The following is a 20,270-nucleotide window of genomic DNA, read 5'->3' on the forward strand; positions in this document are numbered from 1 at the left end:
CCTCGTTCTGGTCGTCAAACGCCTTCTGCGATCTGACAACCCAATCTCTTCAACGCCGCATCAACCCAGGACCGGTCGTTGGTGCCCGCCTCGATGGCCGCCATCTGGCGTGTCTCGGCATCCTGCTTGGCGTTCGTTGCGGCATAGACCGTCTCGACCTCGTCATAGGGCACGACCAACACACCATCACCGTCGCCGAGAACCAGATCGCCGGCATGGATCACCATCCCCTCGATCGCGATCGGCACGTTTATCTCTCCCGGACCGTCCTTGTAGGGACCACGATGGGTCACACCGGCGGCAAAGACCGGCAGGTTCACCTGCCGGATGGCGTCCGCGTCCCGGATCGCGCCGTTCAGAACAAAGCCTGCGACGCCGCGTTTTATGGCGTAGGCCAGCATCAGCTCGCCCATCAACGAATTGGTCAGATCGCCACCAGCATCCACCACGATCACATCGCCCGGTTGCGCCATGTCGATGGCCTTGTGCAGCATCAGGTTATCGCCAGGCCGCGCTTTAACCGTCACCGCGGGGCCCGCCATCTGTCCGTCACGGTGCATCCGTGTCAGGCGCGATCCTGCTGCGGTCATGCGGCTCATGCTGTCGCTGACATTGGCCACTGGCAACTTGAGGAACCGCGCAACGACGTCGGCGGACACGGCACGCTCACGCGGCAGGATGCGAAATCCAAGGGTCATTAAATGCCTCCTCAGGCGCTGATCGATAGTTTGGCTCGGTTCACGATCCGGGTCTCGGATACCGTCCGACCTGCAAGGACGTCGACGATACCTTGGGCGGCCTCAAGACCGACCCGAAGGTTCGCGGCCGTTGTCACGCCGCCGATATGCGGACTGAGCACCAGGCGCGGCTCGGACCAGAAGGGATGATCGGCAGGCGGCGGCTCTTGCGCGAATGTATCCAGCCCTGCGCCGAAGATGCGCCCATCGCGTAAAGCATTCGCCAAAGCCGTCTCATCGATCAGGCCGCCACGGGCAGTGTTGATGATGATCGCATCAGGTTTCATCCGGGAAAGACGTTCTGCATTGACCAGGTCTTTCGTGGACGCGGTCAGGGGGCAGTGAAGGCTCAGGATGTCGCAATTGGCGAACAGGACGTCGAGGTCCTGTACCTGTTCCACCCCTTCCGCTGCAAAAATTTCGGCGGGTGTATAGGGATCATATGCGCTGACCGACAGACCGAGCCCCTTGGCAAAGCGGGCGGTCTGACGCGCGATGGCACCAAAAGCCACGAGGCCGAGAGCCGACCCAGCTAACTCACGTCCCTGAAAGCCAGGTTTGTCCCACCGGCCGTCTCTAAGGCCGCGATCCAGCGGGATGACCTTCTTGGCCACTGCGAACATAAGGGCAATCGTCTGCTCAGCGACCGAGACAGCATTGGCGCCTGCCGCATTCAGGACTGGAATACCGCGCCGGGCGGCTGCATCAGTATCGATGTTGTCGACGCCAGCACCATGCTTGGACACGACCTGCAATCGGGGCGCAGCTGCAAAAACTGGCTCATCCACGCGCCCCATTCGGGCGAGAATACCCACTGGATTGGCCGCGTGCACGATATCGATCAGCCCGTGACCGGTCGTATAGGCAGGCACATAGACAGGTTGGTATCCTGCAGCCGTCAGGACGTCGGCCGCGGCCGGGGCCAGGCTGGGCCCCGTAATCAAAATGGTCTGTGTCATGATCCTCCGTCCGCCCCATCGGGCGGCATCTCCTCAATCGGATCTTTAGCAACTGACAATCTGAATAAAAGCTGATAAAACTGTTCTTTATGTTAAGAAAGTCTTCATACCATGGATACGCGCCAGCTTCGAACCCTTGTTGCCATTGTGGAGCACGGCAGCTTTGCTCGAGCCGCTGAGCGCGTCTCACTGACACCGTCGGCCGTCAGTCAGCAGATCCAAGCCCTTGAATCCGAAGTCGGCGTCTCTCTGTTCAATCGGGAAAATCGACCTCCCACACTGACGGCGGCTGGCCAGCAGCTTCTGGAAGCAGCAGGCGAGATATTGCGGACCGCCGAAAACGCCATCGACGCCATTTCTGGGCGGCGGATCATCGGCACTTTTGCCGTCGGATCGGTGCGCACCAGCGCTATCGGCCTGCTCCCCCGCGCGGCAGCCCGTCTGGTTTCGAATCATCCAGGTCTCAAGATCAAGATCCGGGTCGGCTCTTCAGAGGAGCTGCTGCAGGATGTTGTGGCCGGTCGTCTTGATGTCGCCATCATTGCTGAAAACAGCGCATCTTCACGCGAGTTGGAATGGTCGCCGTTTCTGCGCGAACCGCTGTTCGTCATCGCGCCGCCTGGCACAGTGCCCTCCACTATTGCCGAGATCCTGACAGCGCATCCCTATATCCGCTTCCGCTCGAACGTGCCGCTGGCACGGCTGATCGAGGCAGAACTAGGACGCATGAACGTGTCACTCTATGATATTGCCGAAATGGACACGATTTCCGCTGTGACCGCCTGCGTCGAGAACGGGCTGGGGGTATCTGTCGTGCCCCGAATTGCTGTGCGGGATCGCAAGGTCGAGGTGGTCATGCTGCCGTTCGGCGACCCGCCTATCCTTCGCCAGATCGGGCTGTTGCAACGTCCCCGTGGCCCCCGCGCGACCTTGATCGCGGAACTGCACGCCCATCTTGCCGAAGCGGGCGGCGACGATGGCGTGCATCGTACTTCTCCCGCGTAAAGGCATAAAGTTTTGCTTCGTTAAAGCCAGATTCTATCTCGATCGCCTCTCTCCGGCAGCCGCGGTTAGTAGGGCAACAGGGCAAGCGAGACTTCCTTAGCTACTTCACGACTTAACGAAAATTGGTGAATCGATGGAGGGCTTTACATGACCAGATTCGCAACACGCCTGAACTCCTTTGCCGCGCAGGCTGACCGGGCCTGGCCCAACCATTCAGGCAAGCCGAGGCTGGAAATGATGGCACAACGTGCCGCCAGCGTGCCGGGCCTTACACATGTGGACCTGAACTTTCCCGACCATGTAGCCGATGTCCCCCGCGATGTGCTGGGGCGGATCAACGACTTGGGGTTGCAGGTCAACGGCCTAGCCATGCGCTACTATACCAATCCTGCATTCAAGCTCGGCGCGTTCACCAATCCGGACCGCGCCGTGCGGCAAGAAGCGCTGGACCTCACCAAACGTGGCATTGATGCCGCTTTGGCGATGGGTGCGCCGCTGATGACCCTGCGGCTTGGTCAGGACGGCTTTGATTACAGCTTCCAGGGCGATTATGGTCGCATGTGGGACGATGAGGTGTCGGGGATCCGTGAGGTTGCCGAGCATGCACCCGAATGCATGATCTCGATCGAGTACAAGGCGAATGAGCCAAGATCCTATGCCCTGCTGCCGGATGCAGCCACGACTTTGCTGGCCATTGCCGAAACGGGCTGCGCCAATACCGGCGTGACACTGGATTTCGCGCACGTGCTCTATGCCGATGAGATGCCAGCTTTTGCTGCGACCCTGATCGCGCGGAAATCGCGGCTTCTGGGCGTGCACCTGAACGACGGCTACGCCAAGCGCGACGACGGACTGATGGTCGGCAGTGTGCATCCGCAAGCCACGCTGGAGCTGCTGTGGCAGATCAGCCGTGACGGCTATGACGGGGTAATCTACTTCGACACCTTCCCGGATGCGTCCGGCATCGATCCGGTCGAGGAGTGCCGCACCAATATCGCTGCCGTCCAGCGCTTTATGACGATGGCTGAACGCGTGTCTGCGGATAATGCACTGTACGATGCCATCGCCACCCAGAATTCCCCGATCAGCCAGCGTGCCATCGCGCGTATCATGGCCGGGGGCTGACTTTACTGTTCTTTCGATTATCGTAAAGGGAGGAGACCTAAGATGATCTCGATCAAATCGTTTCTGATGGCCAGTGCCGTGACGGCCTTTGCCGGTGCTGCGTTCGCACAAGATCTGGCGCCGCTGAACTCCGACACCGAAGCGGATCGCATGGATTGATCGGCGCTGTCCGAACAGTTCGGTGACATGCCGAAGCCTGCCGAGGGAACCCAAGTTGGTGGCGTCTCCAAGACGCTGACCAACGAATACTGGCGTTCGCTTGGCGAGGGCTATCAGAACGTCGCCGACGCGCAGGGCGTGACGCTGGCCTATCAGGCCGCTCCCTCCGAAGGCGACCAGTTGGGACAGTTGCAGATTGCCGAAAGCATGATCCTGCAAGGCAACAAGGGCCTGCTGGTGTCCCCGCAGACCGACAACAACCTGCAGCCCGCGATGGAGGCCGCGTCTGCGCAAGGCATCATGGTCGTCAACGTCAATGACGCGGTGATACCCTCGGCCGAACACTATGTCGGCAACGTGCAGCGCGACAACGGCGTGCGTGTAGCCCAATGGTTCATCGACAATGCCCCCGAAGGCGGCAAGGTCGCCGTGATCGAAGGCCAGCCCGGGGTGTTCGCCGCAGGCCAGCGCACCGACGGCTTTACCGCGACCATCACCGAAGCGGGCAATTTCGAAGTGGCAGCCAGTGTTCCTGCGAACTGGAGCCGTGAGACCGCCTACGACGCGGCATCCACGATCCTGCAGCAGCATCCCGACCTGATCGGGTTCTATGCCAACAACGACGGCATGGCCTTGGGCGTGGTCGAGGCGGTCAAGGCCGCAGGCTTTCAGGACCAGGTAGCGGTGTTCGGCACGGACGGTATCTCTGACGCCTACGCGTCGATCCGGGCGGGCGATCTGACGGGTACCGTGGACAGCTTTCCGGTGCTGACCGGAGAAGTCGCGATGGAGGTCGTGCTGCGCCTGATTGGTGGACAGGATCTGCCCCGCGTGGTTGCCACCCCGCAGGCGCTGATCACCGCAGACAATGTCGAGGAATTCTCGGTCGAGGATACCGCAGCGCTGCGCGAGATGCTGCTGGCCGAGTGACGCCGGTCTGCTGATCCCGGCCCGCACGGGTCCCTTCCCCTCATGCAGACCGGACTTCGGATGGCGCCACCTCGGCGCCACCCGCCCCCATTCCCGGATAGGTGTCGCCATGACAAATCCCGCCAGTCGGCTGTCGCTCATCGGTGTCAGCAAGGTGTTTCCCGGCATCCGCGCCCTGGACAAGGTCAGCTTTGACGTGCGCCCCGGCGAGGTTCATGGCCTGCTGGGCGAGAACGGAGCCGGCAAATCGACGATGCTGAACATCCTGTCCTCGGTGTTGCAGGCGACCGAAGGACAGATCGTCATCGATGGCCAACCCATCACTCTGACCCGGCCTGCTGACGCCCGCGCCGCCGGGATCGCGATGATCCATCAGGAACTGCAGCATATCCCGCAGTTGAGCGTCGCGCAGAACCTGTTCCTGGGCCGCCCGCTGACGCGCACCGGCGGCCTTCTGGTCGATCGCGCCACGCAGGAAGCGCATGCCCGTGCCATCCTGGCCGATCTGGATCCACGCATCGATCCACGGGCGCCGATCCACACCCTGAAGGTCGCCCAGCAGCAGATCGTCGAGATCGCCCGAGCTTTGCTGGATGACGCCAAGATCATCGCGATGGACGAGCCGACATCGTCGCTGACGCCATCGGAATTCGACGCGCTGGCAGCGCTGATCGCGCAACTGGCCGTGCAGGGCAAGTCGATCATCTATGTCAGCCACAAGATGAACGAGGTCTTTCAAGTCTGCGACCGCGCCACGATCCTGCGCGACGGGCGGTTCATCGACACCGTGGAACTTTCGCAGATCACCGAGGATCAAGTCATCGCCAAGATGGTCGGCCGCGACATCCTGCATGCCCGCCATGTCAGCCATGCCCGCTCCGAAGTCGTCATGGAGGTCCAAAACCTGTCCGACGGCGGACTGGTCCATGATGCGGGATTTTCCCTGCACAAGGGAGAGGTTCTGGGTCTTGCCGGTCTGGCCGGGTCAGGGCGCACGGAACTGCTGCGCCTGATCGCGGGGATCGACCGCGCCAAGACCGGCAGCGTCACCCTCAACGGCAAGCCGGTCAATCTGCGCAGTCCGCGCATGGCAATCCGCGCAGGCATCGGTCTGGTCCCGGAGGAGCGCAAGAAGGATGGCATCGTCCGGGCGCGCCCCGTGTCTTCCAACATCGCGCTGCCGTGCATGGGTCGGTTCACGCGGTTCGGGCTTGTCCAACGGGGCAAGCTGCATAAAGAATCGACAGGGCTGATGAAACGCATGGGGATGCGCCCGCCCGACGTCACCCGCGCCATAGGCACCTTCTCCGGAGGCAATCAGCAAAAGGCCATCATCGGACGCTGGCTCGCCGCCGACGTGGATATCCTGCTGTTTGACGAACCTACACGCGGCATCGACATCGGTGCGAAATCGGAAATCTACGATCTGATCGCGCAGCTGGCACAGTCCGGCAAATCGATCATCGTCGTCAGTTCGGAACTGCCTGAGATCATCCGGCTGTCCGACCGCGTCGTGGTCATGCGGGAAGGCACGATCGCCGCCATCCTCAATGCCGACCAGATATCCGAAGACGCCATCGTGGCAAATGCCATTCCCAAATCAAAAGGCCCGGTACCCGTGGCCCAAGCCCTTGAGGCCATGTGATGACCGATACCGCAATCCCCACCCGCAAGGCTCCCCGCTTAAATCTGCGCGATGCCGGGACGTTCCTCGGCCTCGTGCTGATCTTTGCCGTCTTTGCGGTGCTGAACCCGGTGTTTCTGACGGCGACGAACCTGATTAACATTCTGCAGCAATCCTCGATCAACGCCTGCATCGCGTGGGAATGACATTTGTCATCATCTCAGGCGGGATCGATCTGTCGGTCGGCCCCACCGCCGCCGTGTCGGCCATCGTCGGCGCCACGCTCATGATCGCCGGCGTGCCGATCCCGCTGGCCGTGGCAGGCGCCATCGCAACAGGGATGGCCTGTGGTCTGTTCAACGGTGCGCTGGTGGCAATCGCCGGATTGCAGCCCTTCATCGTGACGCTTGGTGCGCTTTCACTGTACCGGGCGCTGGCGCTGATCTTCACCGGGGGCAACCCGATTTTCGGCATTCCGACAGAATTCCGGTCCGCAATCAATGGGCTTGTCATGGGGGTACCCGTTCCGGTGATCATCGTGGCGATCATTGCGGCCATCCTGTGGGCGGTGCTGAACCGCAGCCCGCTTGGCGAGTACATCCTGGCCGTTGGCGGCAATCCCGAGGCTGCACGCATCGCCGGTGTCCCCGTCGCGCGCACCAAGATCATCGTCTATGTCCTGTCGGGCGGTCTGGCGGCGGTTGCCGCGCTGATCCTGACGGGCAGGCTTGGCGCCGCTGACCCGACCATGGGCAACCTGTGGGAGCTGGACGCCATCGCGGCGGCAGCCATCGGCGGCGCGTCCCTCATGGGCGGCACGGGGTCAGTCGTGGGAACGCTGATAGGGGCGGTCATCCTGGGCGGCCTCAGGAACGGGCTGACGCTGATGAACGTGCAGGCCTTCTATCAGCTGCTGGCGACAGGTATCATCATCCTCGTCGCAATGCTGATCGACCGGGCTACCCGCGGCCGCGCATGACAGGAGCTTTGATGGACCACACCGACCCGCGCAGCATCGGGGCCCAGATCCAGATGCGGATGCCCTATCTCACCCCGCTGGAGACCCGCGTGGTCGAGGGGATGACAGGCCGCACCGATCTGGACCGCACCACAGCGCTGCGGCAGGTGTCGGGCGATGCGGGCGTGTCGGACGCCATGGTCGTCAAGATCGCCAAGAAACTGGGATTTGCCGGTTTTCGTGATTTCCGCGAGGCGTTGGTGATCTATCGCCAAACGGATGTCGCCTCGCTGCATTCCGAGATCTCTCCGGACGACAGTTCGGCCGACATCATCCGCAAAGTGTTCCAGACCTCCATGCAGGCGCTGGAGGAGACGATGTCCATCATCGACGTGGCGGCCTTCAACCGCGCGGCCGACCTGCTGCACGGTGCGGGACAGCGCGATTTCTATGGCGTCGGCGGCTCCGCCCAGATCGCCCGCGACGTGGCACATAAATTTCTCCGCATCGGGCTGCGCGCAAGCGTGCAGGACGATCCGCACATGATGCTGATGTCGGCGTCGCTTTTAGGGCCTGCCGACGTAGCCGTGGCCTTTAGCCACTCCGGCACCACGTCGAACGTGATCGAGGCCGCGCGGCTCGCCCGACAGCAGGGCGCGCGTGTGATCGCTGTCACCAACTACTCCACCTCTCCGCTATCCGAACTGGCCGACATCGCGCTGTGCTCGACCGCGCAGGGATCGCCCCTGCTGGGCGAGAACGCCGCCGCGCGGATAGCACAGCTGAACATCATGGACGCCATTTTCGTGGCCGTCGCGCAGCGGGACCTGAACCGGTCCGAGGCGCAACTGGCCCGCACCCGCAACGCGGTCGAGACCAAACGCCGCCGCTGAACAGGACACCTCTCATGTCATCCCACCCCTGCGCCGTCGTGGTCGGCAGCCTGCATTACGACATCGTGGTCGATGCCCACCACCGCCCTGCGGCAGGCGAAACAGTGACGGGAACCGCATGGCGTCCGGTTTTTGGCGGGAAGGGCGGAAATCAGGCCGCCGCCGTCGTGGCCGCCGGCATTCCGTGCCGGATGGTATCGGCAGTCGGTGATGACGGGTTCGGGATTTTTCTGCGCGATCGGCTGCGCGCGGCGGGTGTGGACGACAGCCATGTGGCAACCCTGCCCGGCCAAGGGTCCGGAATGAGTGTCGCGATCATGGACGCGGGGGGCGACTATGGAGCGGTCATCGTCTCCGGGACGAATATGGAAATCGATCCTGCGAGACTGGAGCAAGAAGGCCTGTGGGAGGGCGCGACACATCTGGTTCTGCAAAACGAGATCCCCGAGGCCCTCAACATCGCTGCCGCGCAGGCTGCGCATGCGCGCGGCTTGTCAGTTGTCCTGAATGCCGCACCTGCGTGCACTCTGTCAGACACGCTCGTGCAGACCATCGACATCCTTGTAGTCAACGCCGGAGAAGCGGAGGCGCTGTGTGGCATTGCCGTGGCCAGCCTTGATACCGCGCAGGACGCTGCAAAGGCTCTGTCCGAACGCTTTCGGGTTGTGGTCGTCACTGCGGGCGGAGACGGCGTCGCCGTGGCAGGGATGGATGGCACTTATTTGGAACCCGGGCATAGCGTGACGTTGATCAGCACTCATGGGGCTGGGGACTGCTTCATCGGCACGATGATTGCCCGATTGGTGGGACGACACGCGTTGCCCGATGCCGTCAAGAGCGCGAACCTGGCTGCGGCGAAGCACGTCTCCAGGGAAGTGTGATACGGGAAGAGTTAATCGGATCGCTCGCCGAAAGAAGGTTCAGCAGATAGAACGATTGCGGCCTTACCGTTTCAAGGTCATGCGATATGCGCCCTTATTCGGGTGGTAAATATTCCACACCGGTGGAGAGACAGTACGCGGCATGGTCTGAAGGACAGTTTGAAATGCCGCCCTTCGGCCTCATGACAACCTAGCTAATGGGTCATTCTGCACTTGCGCAGCCGCTACATTGGCGGCTGATAGAGCACCGTCTTGAAAGGCTGCCTTGGCCACATCACCGCTTTTCGCATTTAATGCGTGTCTCCGGCGGCAAGGGGCGTGACCCTCTTGCCGCGCATTCTGCCGCATCGCTTCCTGGTCGCGGAGGGCGGACCTGCGTCACCAGCGATGGCGCAACGTGGCGGACACCGACCGACCGGGATTGTAGTAATCGGCGGACCCCCGGCCCACGACATGCTGTTCGTCGGCCAGGTTGTGGATGTTCAGCGACAATTCCGTCCTGTCGGTCACGTCATAGCTATAGGCGGCGTCCAGCAGCACGACAGCCTCGCTTCGGCCGGTGTCGTTCTGGGTCGCAAAAAAATACGTTCCCGTATATCGCGCGCCCAGACCAAAGGTCATGTCGCCGCGATTGCCCGCTCCGGGGACGGTGTAATCAACCCACAGCGATGCCGCATGCCGGGGAACAATGCCCACTGCATTGCCGGTCACGGGCGTTCCAAAGATCGGGTCAGAGCGCAGAACCTCAGAGTCAGCATAGGAGTAGGATGCCGTGACGGCCACGTCGGGGGTTAGTTCGGCCTTGGCCTCGAGGTCCAAACCCTTGACCCGGATCTCTCCGACGAGGTCGCGATCGCCGGTATCGATATTCGTGACGCTGATGTTGGTCTTGGTCAGTTCATAGATTGCGGCGCTGAACAGGCCGTCAAAGCCGGTCGGCTCGTATTTCACCCCAAGCTCGTACTGGTCACCGCGTTCGGGGTCCGTGCCCAGGTCCGGCGGCGCTACGGATTCGGCATAGCTGGCATATGCCGAAATCTGCGGCGTCACTTTCCAGGTCAGTGCGCCCCGGGCAGAGGTTTCAGCATAGTCGTCGCTCTCGGATGTGCCCGCAAGGCGGTCATCCACCGACAGGTCAAGCCGGTCATGACGCACACCCACCGTCGCGATGAAACGGTCGTCCAGCGACAGGTTCTGCTGCGCGAACACGGCGCGCGTGCGGCTGTCGCGTTCTTCGTCCAGATACGGGCTCAAGTCATCGGGTGCACCCGAATAGACAGGATCGCGTGGGTCGATCGGGTCTGCGGCGGCAAAGGACGACCCCTGCGACGACTTCACCGAGCGATACTCGACGCCCACCAGCGTGCTGCTGTCGATACGGCCCAGACCTCGGTCATATTGCAGGATCACATCGCCTGCCAGCTCTTCAGCGGTGCCGTCTGTGGCGATGAAGCCGCGACCGACCGGAAACACTCCGTCATTGCCTGAGACATAAACATAGCCGTAGTCGTCGGTCGTGTCGCTATAGCGCAGGTTCGACCGAAGGGTCAGCCCCTCCCCGAAATCATGTTCCGCGATCACGTTCACGGTCGTCCGCTCGACATTGAGATAGTTGAAGTCCGGCTCTCCTAGGAACAGGCTGCGGTCATAGCTGCCGCCGCGGGGATAGCCGCCGCTGTTGGGCGTCGCGTCGCGGTCCAGGTAATCAACGATCAGGCTGACCGAGGTCACGTCACTGGGCTGCCAGGTCAGACCGCCCATCAGAAACGTCTCGTCATCGCGCGAAAAATCGTATTCGCGGTCGCTGTCCTGCAGCTTGCCGGTCAGGCGCCATGACAGGGTCGCGTTCGGGGTCAGCACGTCGCCGAAGTCGAACCCGTATTCCTTGCGACTATCCGATCCGACCGTGCCAAACACCTCTGAGAACCGTTCCGCGCGCGGTCGCTTGGTCACGAAGTTGATCGAGCCGCCCGGATCGGCTGGCCCGAACAGGGTCGAGTTGGCACCACGGATGACCTCCACCCGCTCGTAAGCCAAGGGCTCTTCGCGGATGCCCCGCAGGCCACCAAGCGTGATTCCGTCGCGATAGGTCGAGGCGTCGAAACCCCTGATCTGGAAATAGTCGTTGCGGTCGTCGGTGCCATAGTAATCGGCGATCGTGCCCGCGGAGTATTGCAGCACGTCCTCCAGCGTGCGGGCGTCGCGACGCTCGATCTCGGCTTGGGTAATGACAGAGACGGAGGCGGGCGTATCCAATATGCTGGTCGCTACCTTGCCGCCCACAGCCAACTCCCGTGCCACGATGGAGTTTGCATCGTCATCGCCGCCGTAGGCGTAGAGCGTGATCTCGGGCAGGCGGATGATAGGTGACAGGCGCGTCGCTGCGCTGTCTTGCGCACTGGCCGCGCCAGGCATCAGGGCGATTACTGCACAGCAGGACAGCAGAGCCGAGCGGGCATGGCAGGCGTTCCTCAGGGTCATGGCGAAAGCCTTATGTAATTTGTCGGATTACTGCCGGCTTAGGCCTGACGGTTTCGTGAGACAAGCCTGCAACGGGTGCATCGCATGCGCCCGTTGCAGAAAGGTGACACTTTCAGTCAATTATTTGCAGTAGCGCGGTGGCGGCCCACTGGCAGCATCATCGGACGTCCCGAAACAGGGTCAGTGATGATCCGGCTGGTCAAGCCGAAGACCTGTTGGATCGTATCCTGGGTCAGCACGTCCTCGGGCGCCCCCTGCCCATGCACGCGCCCCGCTGCCATGGCCACCAGCCGGTCGGCATAGCGCGCTGCCAGGTTCAAATCGTGTAGCACCATTACTATGGTGATGCCGCGACGGGCGTTCAGGTCGCACAACAGGTCCAGCAGCTCTATCTGGTGGGCGATGTCCAGGAATGTCGTCGGCTCGTCCAGCAGCAGCAGGTCGGTCTGCTGCGCCAGCGCCATGGCGATCCAGACGCGTTGGCGCTGACCGCCCGACAGCTCGTCCACGGCGCGGTCGGCCAGATCGGTCGTGCGCGTGGCCTGCAGCGCGTCGGCGACCGCCTGATCATCGTGCGGCCCCCACCGTGATATCAGGCCGTGATGTGGGTGGCGTCCCCGGCTGACCAGGTCGGCCACGGTGATCCCCTCTGGCGCGATCGGCGATTGCGGCAGCAGGCCCAAGGTCCGAGCCAGGGCGCGCGTGGGCATGCGGTGAATGGCGGTGCCATCGAGCGTGACCTGCCCCCGCCCCGGCCGCAGCAGGCGCGACATCACCCTTAGCAGGGTCGACTTGCCGCAGGCATTCGCCCCCACGATGGCCGTGATGCGTCCCGGCATCAGATCCAGGTCTAGCCCCTGCAGGATAGCGCGGTCGCCATACCCTGCCGACAGGTCGCAGACCCTTAAATTATGGTCGACGGTCACAGCGTGCCTCCGGTACGGTTCGCGCGGATGATGAGATAGATCAGGAAGGGAGCGCCCAAGGCACCTGTCACGACGCCGACGGGATAGCGGCCCGGCAACAAGAACTGTCCCGCGAAATCGCCTGCCAGAACCAGCACCGCGCCCAACAGGGCCGCGGGGATCAGCAACGATCCGTTCTGCCCTACGATCCGCGCGGCGATGGGTCCGGACAGGAACGCAACGAAGGCTATGGGCCCGGTCGTGGCTGTGGCGACCGCGATCATGCCGACCGCGCCCAGGATCACCGCCAGCCGGGTGGCCCCCACACGCACACCGAGGGCGGCGGCCATGTCGTCGCCCATGCGCAGTGCCTCAAGGTCGCGGCTGCGGCTGATCACCAGACCGCCGAACAGCGCCAGCGCGCCCAGCAGCGGCCAGGCCTGATCCAGCTGCGCGCCGTTCACGCTGCCCGACAGCCAGCGCATCGCCTCCTGCAGGTCCCAGGCCGGGGCGCGGGCCAGCGCATAGGCGATGAAGCTGTTGATCATCGCCGATACGCCGATGCCGACCAGGATCAGCCGCGATCCCGCGACTCCACCCCGAAAGGACAGGCCATAGATCAGCAGCGCGACCCCCAGCCCGGCACCTATCGCCACTGCAGATAGTGCCGGACCGTCCAGCGACAGGAACACGATGCCGAACACCGCCGCCGCGCTGGCCCCGGCGCTGACGCCGATGATGTCCGGGCTGGCCAGCGGGTTGCGTAGCATCACCTGGAACGCAACGCCGCCCAGACCGAAACACGCCCCTGCCAGAACCGACATCACCGCGCGTGGCAGGCGCAGATGGCCCACCGCAAAGGCGTCAGGCCCGCCCTGCCCCGCCAGGATGCGCAGCACCTGGCCCGGCGGGGTCAGGCTTTGCCCCGACATCAGCGTCAGTGCAAAGCCCGCGAGGACCAAGGCCAGCAGCGTCAGGGCGACCACGCGCCAGCGGCCCGTGCGCCGCCGGCGGCCGGCGGTCAGGAGGGTCAGGGCGCCGTTCACAGGTCTCGGACCCGTTGTCGGCGCACGATCCAGATGAACACGGGCGCGCCTACAAGGGCGGTGACGATGCCCACGTCCAACTCGCTTGGCCGGGCGACCAGGCGGCCCGCGATGTCCGACAGGATCAGCAGCCCCGCGCCCCCAAGCGCCGATGCCGGCAACAACCAGCGGTGATCGACGCCCAGCAGCAGCCGGCAGACATGCGGCACAACCAAGCCTACGAAACCGATGGGCCCGCAGACCGCGGTGGCTGCCCCGCACAACAGGATCGCCCCAAGCGCCGCGGTGACCCGCGCCAGCGCGACCTTTTCGCCAAGCCCTGCGGCGACGTCGTCGCCAAGGGCCAACAGGTTCAATTTGCGGGCCGACAGCATGGCCAGCGCGAACCCGGCGGCCATGACTGGCGCCACCAGCCCGATCCGGTCGAAGGTCGCGCCGCCGACGCCGCCCACCTGCCAGGACCGCACGCCCCCCGCAATGTCCGCGCGCGGCAGCACCACCGCCAGCGTCAGCGACGAAAACGCGACCGAGGTGGCCGCCCCCGCCAGCGCCAGCTTCAGCGGTGTCGCGCCCCCCCGCCCGATCGAGCCTACGCCATAGACGAAGACCGCCGTCAGCCCCGCCCCAAGAATCGCAACCCAGATAAAGGTTGAGGCGGCCGCGATGCCGAACCAGGCGATGCCGATGACCACCGCCAATGCCGCGCCGTTGTTGATGCCCAGAATGCCGGGATCGGCGAGCGGGTTGCGCGTGACGCCCTGCATGATTGCACCCGACAGGCCCAGGGCCGCGCCGGCAGCGGCAGCCATCAGCGTGCGCGGAATGCGCACCGCGACCGCCGCCTGTCCGATGCTGTCAGTTGCACCGCGCAATCCCGCGACCATATCGACCCAACTTACGCTGCGCGTGCCGATGGCCAATGACAGCGCACATAGCGCTACGACCGCGCAGGCCAGCAGAAGCAGCATGCCGGCACGCCCGGTCGCGCGGGTCAGGGGGGCAGCAGGGACGGTCATTCAGCGGCTTGTGCGGCCTTGGACAAGCGGTCTGCGTAGTCGTCCAGCACCCAAGGGATCGACAGCGGCGTGGGGTTCGCCCCGGTGCCCACCGCGTCATTGTCCAGCATCACCAGCGCACCGTTCGCTACCGCAGGCATCCGCGCGACCAGCGGGTCGGCTATCAGCCGATCACGCAGTTCGGGGGAGCCGTAGGATACGAAGATGTCCACATCGTCGAACTGGTCGATCAGCTCGGCGCTGACCTCTCCGGAAAACTGGCCAGGCAGCGTGGCATCGGTCACGCTTTGCGGCATGCCCAGGCCCAGGTCGCGAAAGAACTGCACCCGCGTGTCATTGGCGGAATAGAACCGGATGACAGAAAGGTCGGTGCTGTCCAGATGGGTGATAAACATGGCGGTCTTGCCGGACAATTCGGGATGCGCGGCGGCGGTCGCGGCAATCCGCGCCTCCAGATCGGCGATCAGCGTCTCTGCCTGCGCGGCCATACCCATGCCTTGGGCGTTCAGGCGGATCATCTGGCGCCAGTCGGTCGACCATGGCGACGCCGGATAGGCCACCACCGGCGCGATCATGCTGAGCGTGTCGTAATCGGACCGGCTGAGCCCCGAATAGGCCGCCAGGATCACGTCGGGCTGCGTGGCCGCGACCGCCTCGAAGTCGATACCGTCACCTTCGTCGAACAGGGGGGGCGTGTCTGCGCCCAAGTCGTCAAGCCGGGCGGCAACCCATGGCAGCAGGCCGTCGCCATCCTCGTCGCCAAAGCCCGCAGCGGCGAAACCCACGGGCACAACGCCCAAGGCCAGCGGCACCTCATGGTTGGCCCAGGCCACGGTGGCTACGCGCTCCGGGCGTTGTCCGATCACCGTATGGCCGAAAGCGTGGTCAATGGTGATGGGGAAATCCTGTGCGACCGCTGCAGTCGCGCCCAGGGACAGCAGCACGATCAGCAGGGCACGACAGCATCCGGGGAACACGGCCTGAAACATAGGCTTGCTATTTCCTTATGGTTTTTGTCGGCATTCCACGCCGGTTGCGGCTTGTCAAGCGGGTGGCGCTGCACCGAGGTCAAACTCAAATCAATCGAACATATTAAGCGCGATATTCGCGATGTGGATAGACAGGGGGGTTAATGACCCTAACATCCAGCCATTGCCACCGGAGTTTGCCGTGCAGATCGGTCGGTCGATCCATGATGGTCTAATGTTCAGACCGACGGCTTCCCAAAGTCCGTATGGGGTATTCGCCGAACGCGCGCATATACAATCCGGAAAACCGGCTCATATGGACAAAGCCCGCTTCGGTTGCAGCCTGGGTCACGTTCATGGTGCCCTCCAGAAGATAGCTGCGTGCCCGATCGAGCCTGATGTGGGTCAGGACGTCGTGCGGCGACGGCAGCCCGTATTCCAGAAATGCCAGTTGCAGGGACCGTGCGCTGCAATCGAGCCGACTGCAGATGTCGCTGATGCTGACAGGCTCGGGATGAAGGGCCTCCATGACCTCCAGGGCCAGCCTGACCCTGCGCTGACCGGCGGATGCAGAACTGTCCGTTGGCGGCGCCAGCGCCGCGGCGATCTCGGTCAGGGCGTCGGCAAGGCTTGCCGTGACATGGCTCAGCGTGCGGCCTGCGGCGTGCTGTTCGGGATCATGCTCGAACTGGGTCAGCGTCGCGCTGATCAACCGTCGCAAATGCCCGACGGCCGGAAGGTTGGGCACCAGCAGGTGGTGGTTAAGCATCAGGGGCAGATCGTTCCGGCGGCATGTCTCCTGAAGATCAGCTTTGGGAAAGGTCAGCAGGTCGGCGATATAGGGCGCGGCTGGCGATGCCCGCTGGACCGTCGTGCGGCGCCTGTTGGGATCGAAGACCAAGACGCCATGCGCGCCGGTTCGGAAGACGTCGCCATCCACCTCGCTCGTCACCGTCCCCGACCAGGGCAGGATGACCGAGATACGGTCCGGCTCTTCCAGCAGGATCTCGTGCCCGGTCGATCGCACTCTTGCCAGGCCCAACGGGCTGTCGGGCAGCCGAAGGCTGGCGATGTCCAGGCAGCCGGCCTTGTCGAGGAAGCGAAAGCTCTCGGTGCGGTCGAACAATCGGGGCTCGATCGCCTCCTGGGGACCGCGCAGCACAAACCTTTGCATCGCCGTTTCCGCCACGTTCCACCGCCCGGCCCGACCCCTTTGGAGCAGGCTATATCCAAACCGAACAGTTTCAAACGACGATCTGCAGCGCGGCATTCCGCGGCATGGCAGGTTGCGAAGTTTGCTCACGTCAACAGCAGAGGAAGAACCTCATGAAACGATATATCGCCTTGGTGGCCGCGTTGCTGACGCTTGGCAGCACCGCGTCATTCGCGGACACGGTCCGCCAGGAAACGGTCCGCTTTGCCCGCGGCACCTCTGGCGCGACCCTGACGGGCCAGGTGCGCGGCTATGACAGCGTCCAGTATTCCATGGGCGTGTCTGCCGGACAGCGGCTGGACCTGCAGCTGGATAGCGGCAATTCCAGCCTGTATTTCAACGTCACCGCGCCCGGCGCCAGTGAGGCGCTGTACAACAGCTCGATCAGTGGGAACGGCACGTCGATCACCATCCCGTCCAGCGGCACATATCTGATCGAGGTCTATCTGATGCGCAACGCCGCCCGGCGGAACGAGACCGCGCCCTACACGATGACCGTCTATGTCGAATAACCCCCACAGAACGGAGATGACGATGAAACACGCTGTATTGCTGCTGGCCACCCTCACCCTCGTCGCCTGTGATGACACGGGCGTCGGCGGCGTCACCGGAACCGGCCGAACCGATTTCCCCGAAGATGTCGCGGCCTGCAAGCAGGCGATGGCGTTCCGGGAATCGTCCACACCGACCTTCATCGAGGTTGTCAGCGCCGCGCCCCTCCGGGACGGCTCGGGAATCCAGATGTTCGTCACGCATAACGGCCAGAACATGACCATCTGCCGGACGGACAACGCGCACAAGGTGACAGAGCTTTTCCCGTACGGCTGATGGACAACAGGGGGTGGCATCAGCCGCCCCGCGATCACAGGCGGATCCCGCATGGCAGACAGACCGGACTTTCCCTTCTATGCCGAAAAGCCGGTGCCTCTGGCAGGGCGTGATTGGCTGATCCTGATGGCGTCGCTGGCACTGGCGCTTTTGGTGCTGTCGGTATCGCCACAGATGGCCTTTCCAGCCAGTTTGGTCCCGCCATTGCTGTTTCTGGGCATCCCCCTGCTGACATTGCGGGTGCTTGCCGGGTGTCACTGGACGGCGATGTTCGGCCGCGTCGGCTTGCGACAAATAGGGCAGATGGTCCTGTTCGGGGTCCTGACGCTGGTCTTCTCTCTTGCCGTGGCGCTGCTGCTGTCGCAGGTCGCGCCGCTGAGCCAGAACCCCGTCACGGACCGGATGCAGGATCTGTCGGCAGGACAGCTGACACAGCTGCTGATCCCGACAATCCCGCAGCTGATCGGAGAAGAGGTGTTCGGCATCCTGCCGTTCCTTGCCACGCTGTGGTTCTGCGTCATTAGGCGGGGGCTGTCGCATTTCACGGGCGTGATCTGTGGCGTTGCCGTGTCCGCCCTGATCTTTGGTGCCGCGCATCTGCCGACCTATGACTGGGACTGGGCACAGGCGCTGATCGGCATCGGGTCCGCGCGGGTGGTGTTGACGCTGGCTTATGTCGTCACGCGAAACCTGTGGGTGTCCACCGGGGCGCATATCCTGAACGACTGGTCCGGGTTTCTGGCAACCTTTGCATTCGCGCATCCGCCCATCGGGACAGAGCCTGTCTGACAGGAGAGGATTTGCCATGCCATCTGTGACCGCCATCCGCATCCAGACCCTGCTGTGGGCCGTGCTGGGGGTCCTGTTCCTGCTGTCGGCGCCGATCCTGTGGGCCGCTTCGCCGCTGGTTCTGGTCGCGGTCGCTGCCCTTGGCGCGGGGCTGGGGCTGGTGGTCGAATGGGCCATCCGGTCGTATCGGCACAGGTGGAGGCGGTCGGCGCTGGTCGGCGGCGCACTGGCCTGCACCTTGGTCGCGGCACCTCTCTACTGGCTGGTGCTGCAACCGGCGCTGCATCCGCTGGCCGTGCCGCGCGTGACGCTTGGCGACGGCACCCGGCAGGTGGTGTTCCAGGGGATGGTGCATGTCGGGTCGGAACAGTTCTATCGCTCGGTCGTCTATGACATGATCCGGGCGCGGGACGCGGGCTATGTCCTGTATTTCGAGGGGACGCTGCCAGGCACGCCCGAGGCGACGGCCTGGTTGAACGCTGCCGTCGACGCCGACGGAGATCTGAACGCCCAATATGCCCGCGTCGCCCAAGCCTGCGGGATGCAGTTCCAGGGCGACTTCCTGGGCTTCGTGCAGCGCCAGGCCGCCATCGATCCCGCCCATATCATCTCCGCGGATGTGTCCGTCACCGAGATGTATGACGAATGGCAGCGGTTGGTCGCCGCCCGGCCCGAGTTGGCGCAGGCCATGGCCGCTGATGGCGCGAATGCTGGCGGCCTGTCGATATCCCGCCTGCTGGACATCGTGTCGGGCCTGGGGGATCGGCAACGCGACTTTCTGGCGACGGCCTGCCGGGGGGCGTTCACCATGCTTCTGGGGCGGGCGGAGAGCCAGAACGACATGAACCTTGTCGTCCTCGATTTCCGCAATCGCAAGCTGGCCGACCGGATTGCGGCCGATGCGGACCAGGACATCTACATCACCTACGGCAGCGGGCACTTTCCAGGCCTGCTGGAGGAGATGCGCAAACGGAACCCGTCCTGGCAGATCCTGTCGACCACCTGGTCGACGGCCATCCTGCCGCCCGACGATGCTGTCGGGCATCTGCCGGCCGGGGCGGATCGCTGACCACCGGACATCACAGGTCCGCGGGCAGCGGTCCCGACAGCAACGACAACAGCATGGCGATCACGAAGCTGGTCGACCCAAGGACCAGTGCCAGCGCGGTCTGCCGCAGCGCTCGCCCCCGCGAGATGCCACGGTGATCCATGAACCCCCGCATCAGCGCACCCGCATACCACAGCAGCCCGACCGCAAAGACCGTCCCTGCCGCCGCATCGGACCACCTTGCGGGCGAGCGTCCCAGCATCAACGCCACGTCCAGCGCCAGCACAGCAGGTACGGTCACATAGCATTGCGCATAGAACATCGGGCGCAGCGTCTCCCGCGACAGGCGCTGCCCCGCCAGCCGCACGTGTTGCAGGCCCAGAAGCATGGGGAACAGACTGAACGACACCGCGCGAAAGACCAGAAGGTTGCGCGTGTCGCCCAGCACGCCGCTCAGGACGACGCTTTGGTGAAACACCCCCGCCTGGATCAGATGCACCAGAACCAGGGTCAGGAACAGAAAGATCGGGGGGCTGAGGGCATCCTGGAACTGCGCCTCTGGCGGCTTTCTCAGCTCGCTTTCGGCATATCCGATCATGGCCAAGGGGTGCTTCAAGCATCGCCACAGGGTCAGCGGATAAAAGACCAGCCACGACACGACCTCATAGAGCAGCTGCTCGGCCGATCTCAGCAGGTTCATGAAAT

At 63.7% G+C, this 20,270-nt stretch carries 21 protein-coding genes; 12 read left to right on the forward strand and 9 right to left on the reverse strand.

Annotated features, from left to right (window positions below; all coding sequences use genetic code 11):
- Window positions 1-14: 14 nt before the first annotated feature.
- The gene (locus tag SY26_RS06075; RefSeq protein ID WP_045999788.1) at window positions 15-698 is read right to left on the reverse strand and encodes an RraA family protein; all 684 of its coding nucleotides are present in this window, start codon (window positions 696-698) and stop codon (window positions 15-17) included.
- An 11-nt stretch (window positions 699-709) separates the two neighbouring features.
- The gene (locus SY26_RS06080; RefSeq protein WP_045999789.1) at window positions 710-1,696 is read right to left on the reverse strand and encodes a hydroxyacid dehydrogenase; all 987 of its coding nucleotides are present in this window, start codon (window positions 1,694-1,696) and stop codon (window positions 710-712) included.
- A 111-nt stretch (window positions 1,697-1,807) separates the two neighbouring features.
- Here SY26_RS06080 and SY26_RS06085 point away from each other — a divergent pair, with 111 nt between their 5' ends.
- The 8 genes from SY26_RS06085 (at window position 1,808) to SY26_RS06115 (ending at window position 9,271) form a co-directional block, all read left to right on the forward strand.
- On the forward strand, window positions 1,808-2,701 hold the full coding sequence (locus SY26_RS06085) for a LysR family transcriptional regulator (protein WP_045999790.1): 894 nt from the start codon (window positions 1,808-1,810) through the stop codon (window positions 2,699-2,701).
- A gap of 147 nt (window positions 2,702-2,848) precedes the next feature.
- Window positions 2,849-3,826 carry a sugar phosphate isomerase/epimerase gene (locus SY26_RS06090; protein WP_045999791.1) on the forward strand — a complete coding sequence of 326 codons (978 nt, stop codon included), beginning with the start codon at window positions 2,849-2,851 and terminating at the stop codon, window positions 3,824-3,826.
- A 186-nt stretch (window positions 3,827-4,012) separates the two neighbouring features.
- Window positions 4,013-4,915, forward strand: a complete 903-nt coding sequence (locus tag SY26_RS06095) for a substrate-binding domain-containing protein (RefSeq protein ID WP_232303282.1) — start codon at window positions 4,013-4,015, stop codon at window positions 4,913-4,915.
- Window positions 4,916-5,024: 109 nt separating this feature from the next.
- Window positions 5,025-6,560, forward strand: a complete 1,536-nt coding sequence (locus SY26_RS06100) for a sugar ABC transporter ATP-binding protein (protein WP_045999792.1) — start codon at window positions 5,025-5,027, stop codon at window positions 6,558-6,560.
- Complete coding sequence (locus tag SY26_RS21835) at window positions 6,560-6,745, forward strand: hypothetical protein (protein WP_232303283.1); 186 nt, start codon at window positions 6,560-6,562, stop codon at window positions 6,743-6,745. The genes SY26_RS06100 and SY26_RS21835 overlap by 1 nt, the downstream gene beginning before the upstream one ends.
- Window positions 6,742-7,518, forward strand: coding sequence for an ABC transporter permease (locus tag SY26_RS06105; RefSeq protein ID WP_232303284.1), 777 nt, complete (start codon window positions 6,742-6,744; stop codon window positions 7,516-7,518). Before SY26_RS21835 ends, SY26_RS06105 begins: the two co-directional genes overlap by 4 nt.
- 11 nt (window positions 7,519-7,529) lie before the next feature.
- On the forward strand, window positions 7,530-8,390 hold the full coding sequence (locus SY26_RS06110) for a MurR/RpiR family transcriptional regulator (RefSeq protein ID WP_045999793.1): 861 nt from the start codon (window positions 7,530-7,532) through the stop codon (window positions 8,388-8,390).
- A 14-nt stretch (window positions 8,391-8,404) separates the two neighbouring features.
- Window positions 8,405-9,271 (forward strand): ribokinase, encoded by an 867-nt coding sequence (locus SY26_RS06115; RefSeq protein ID WP_045999794.1) that lies wholly within the window; start codon window positions 8,405-8,407, stop codon window positions 9,269-9,271.
- Window positions 9,272-9,649: 378 nt separating this feature from the next.
- Here SY26_RS06115 and SY26_RS06120 read toward each other — a convergent pair whose 3' ends face one another.
- The 6 genes from SY26_RS06120 to SY26_RS19830 form a co-directional block, all read right to left on the reverse strand.
- Window positions 9,650-11,752 (reverse strand): TonB-dependent siderophore receptor, encoded by a 2,103-nt coding sequence (locus SY26_RS06120; protein ID WP_045999795.1) that lies wholly within the window; start codon window positions 11,750-11,752, stop codon window positions 9,650-9,652.
- 116 nt (window positions 11,753-11,868) lie between these two features.
- A complete protein-coding gene (locus tag SY26_RS06125; RefSeq protein ID WP_045999796.1) occupies window positions 11,869-12,678 on the reverse strand; it encodes an ABC transporter ATP-binding protein in 810 nt (269 codons plus the stop codon).
- Window positions 12,675-13,703 (reverse strand): iron chelate uptake ABC transporter family permease subunit, encoded by a 1,029-nt coding sequence (locus tag SY26_RS06130; RefSeq protein ID WP_045999797.1) that lies wholly within the window; start codon window positions 13,701-13,703, stop codon window positions 12,675-12,677. Before SY26_RS06130 ends, SY26_RS06125 begins: the two co-directional genes overlap by 4 nt.
- On the reverse strand, window positions 13,700-14,719 hold the full coding sequence (locus SY26_RS06135) for an iron ABC transporter permease (protein ID WP_045999798.1): 1,020 nt from the start codon (window positions 14,717-14,719) through the stop codon (window positions 13,700-13,702). Before SY26_RS06135 ends, SY26_RS06130 begins: the two co-directional genes overlap by 4 nt.
- A complete protein-coding gene (locus SY26_RS06140; RefSeq protein ID WP_045999799.1) occupies window positions 14,716-15,708 on the reverse strand; it encodes an iron-siderophore ABC transporter substrate-binding protein in 993 nt (330 codons plus the stop codon). The genes SY26_RS06135 and SY26_RS06140 overlap by 4 nt, the downstream gene beginning before the upstream one ends.
- Window positions 15,709-15,919: 211 nt before the next feature.
- Window positions 15,920-16,876 carry a helix-turn-helix transcriptional regulator gene (locus tag SY26_RS19830; protein ID WP_198143099.1) on the reverse strand — a complete coding sequence of 319 codons (957 nt, stop codon included), beginning with the start codon at window positions 16,874-16,876 and terminating at the stop codon, window positions 15,920-15,922.
- A gap of 137 nt (window positions 16,877-17,013) precedes the next feature.
- On the opposite strand from SY26_RS19830, the gene SY26_RS06150 reads away from it, so the two are divergent.
- Genes SY26_RS06150 through SY26_RS06165 form a run of 4 tightly spaced genes read left to right on the forward strand, consistent with a single transcriptional unit; the run spans window position 17,014 to window position 19,586 of the window.
- Window positions 17,014-17,412 (forward strand): PPC domain-containing protein, encoded by a 399-nt coding sequence (locus SY26_RS06150; RefSeq protein ID WP_045999800.1) that lies wholly within the window; start codon window positions 17,014-17,016, stop codon window positions 17,410-17,412.
- A gap of 22 nt (window positions 17,413-17,434) precedes the next feature.
- On the forward strand, window positions 17,435-17,728 hold the full coding sequence (locus SY26_RS06155; protein WP_046000281.1) for a hypothetical protein: 294 nt from the start codon (window positions 17,435-17,437) through the stop codon (window positions 17,726-17,728).
- Between the two features lie 51 nt (window positions 17,729-17,779).
- Window positions 17,780-18,517: a CPBP family intramembrane glutamic endopeptidase gene (locus SY26_RS06160; protein WP_045999801.1), complete on the forward strand. Its 738-nt coding sequence runs from the start codon at window positions 17,780-17,782 to the stop codon at window positions 18,515-18,517.
- A 16-nt stretch (window positions 18,518-18,533) separates the two neighbouring features.
- A complete protein-coding gene (locus SY26_RS06165; RefSeq protein WP_045999802.1) occupies window positions 18,534-19,586 on the forward strand; it encodes a hypothetical protein in 1,053 nt (350 codons plus the stop codon).
- A 10-nt stretch (window positions 19,587-19,596) separates the two neighbouring features.
- On the opposite strand, the gene SY26_RS06170 is transcribed toward SY26_RS06165, so the two are convergent.
- The gene (locus SY26_RS06170; RefSeq protein WP_232303285.1) at window positions 19,597-20,265 is read right to left on the reverse strand and encodes an MFS transporter permease; all 669 of its coding nucleotides are present in this window, start codon (window positions 20,263-20,265) and stop codon (window positions 19,597-19,599) included.
- Between the last annotated feature and the right edge of the window lie 5 nt (window positions 20,266-20,270).

The organism is Paracoccus sp. 228 (assembly GCF_000967825.1).
Classification (GTDB): Bacteria; Pseudomonadota; Alphaproteobacteria; order Rhodobacterales; family Rhodobacteraceae; genus Paracoccus; species Paracoccus marcusii.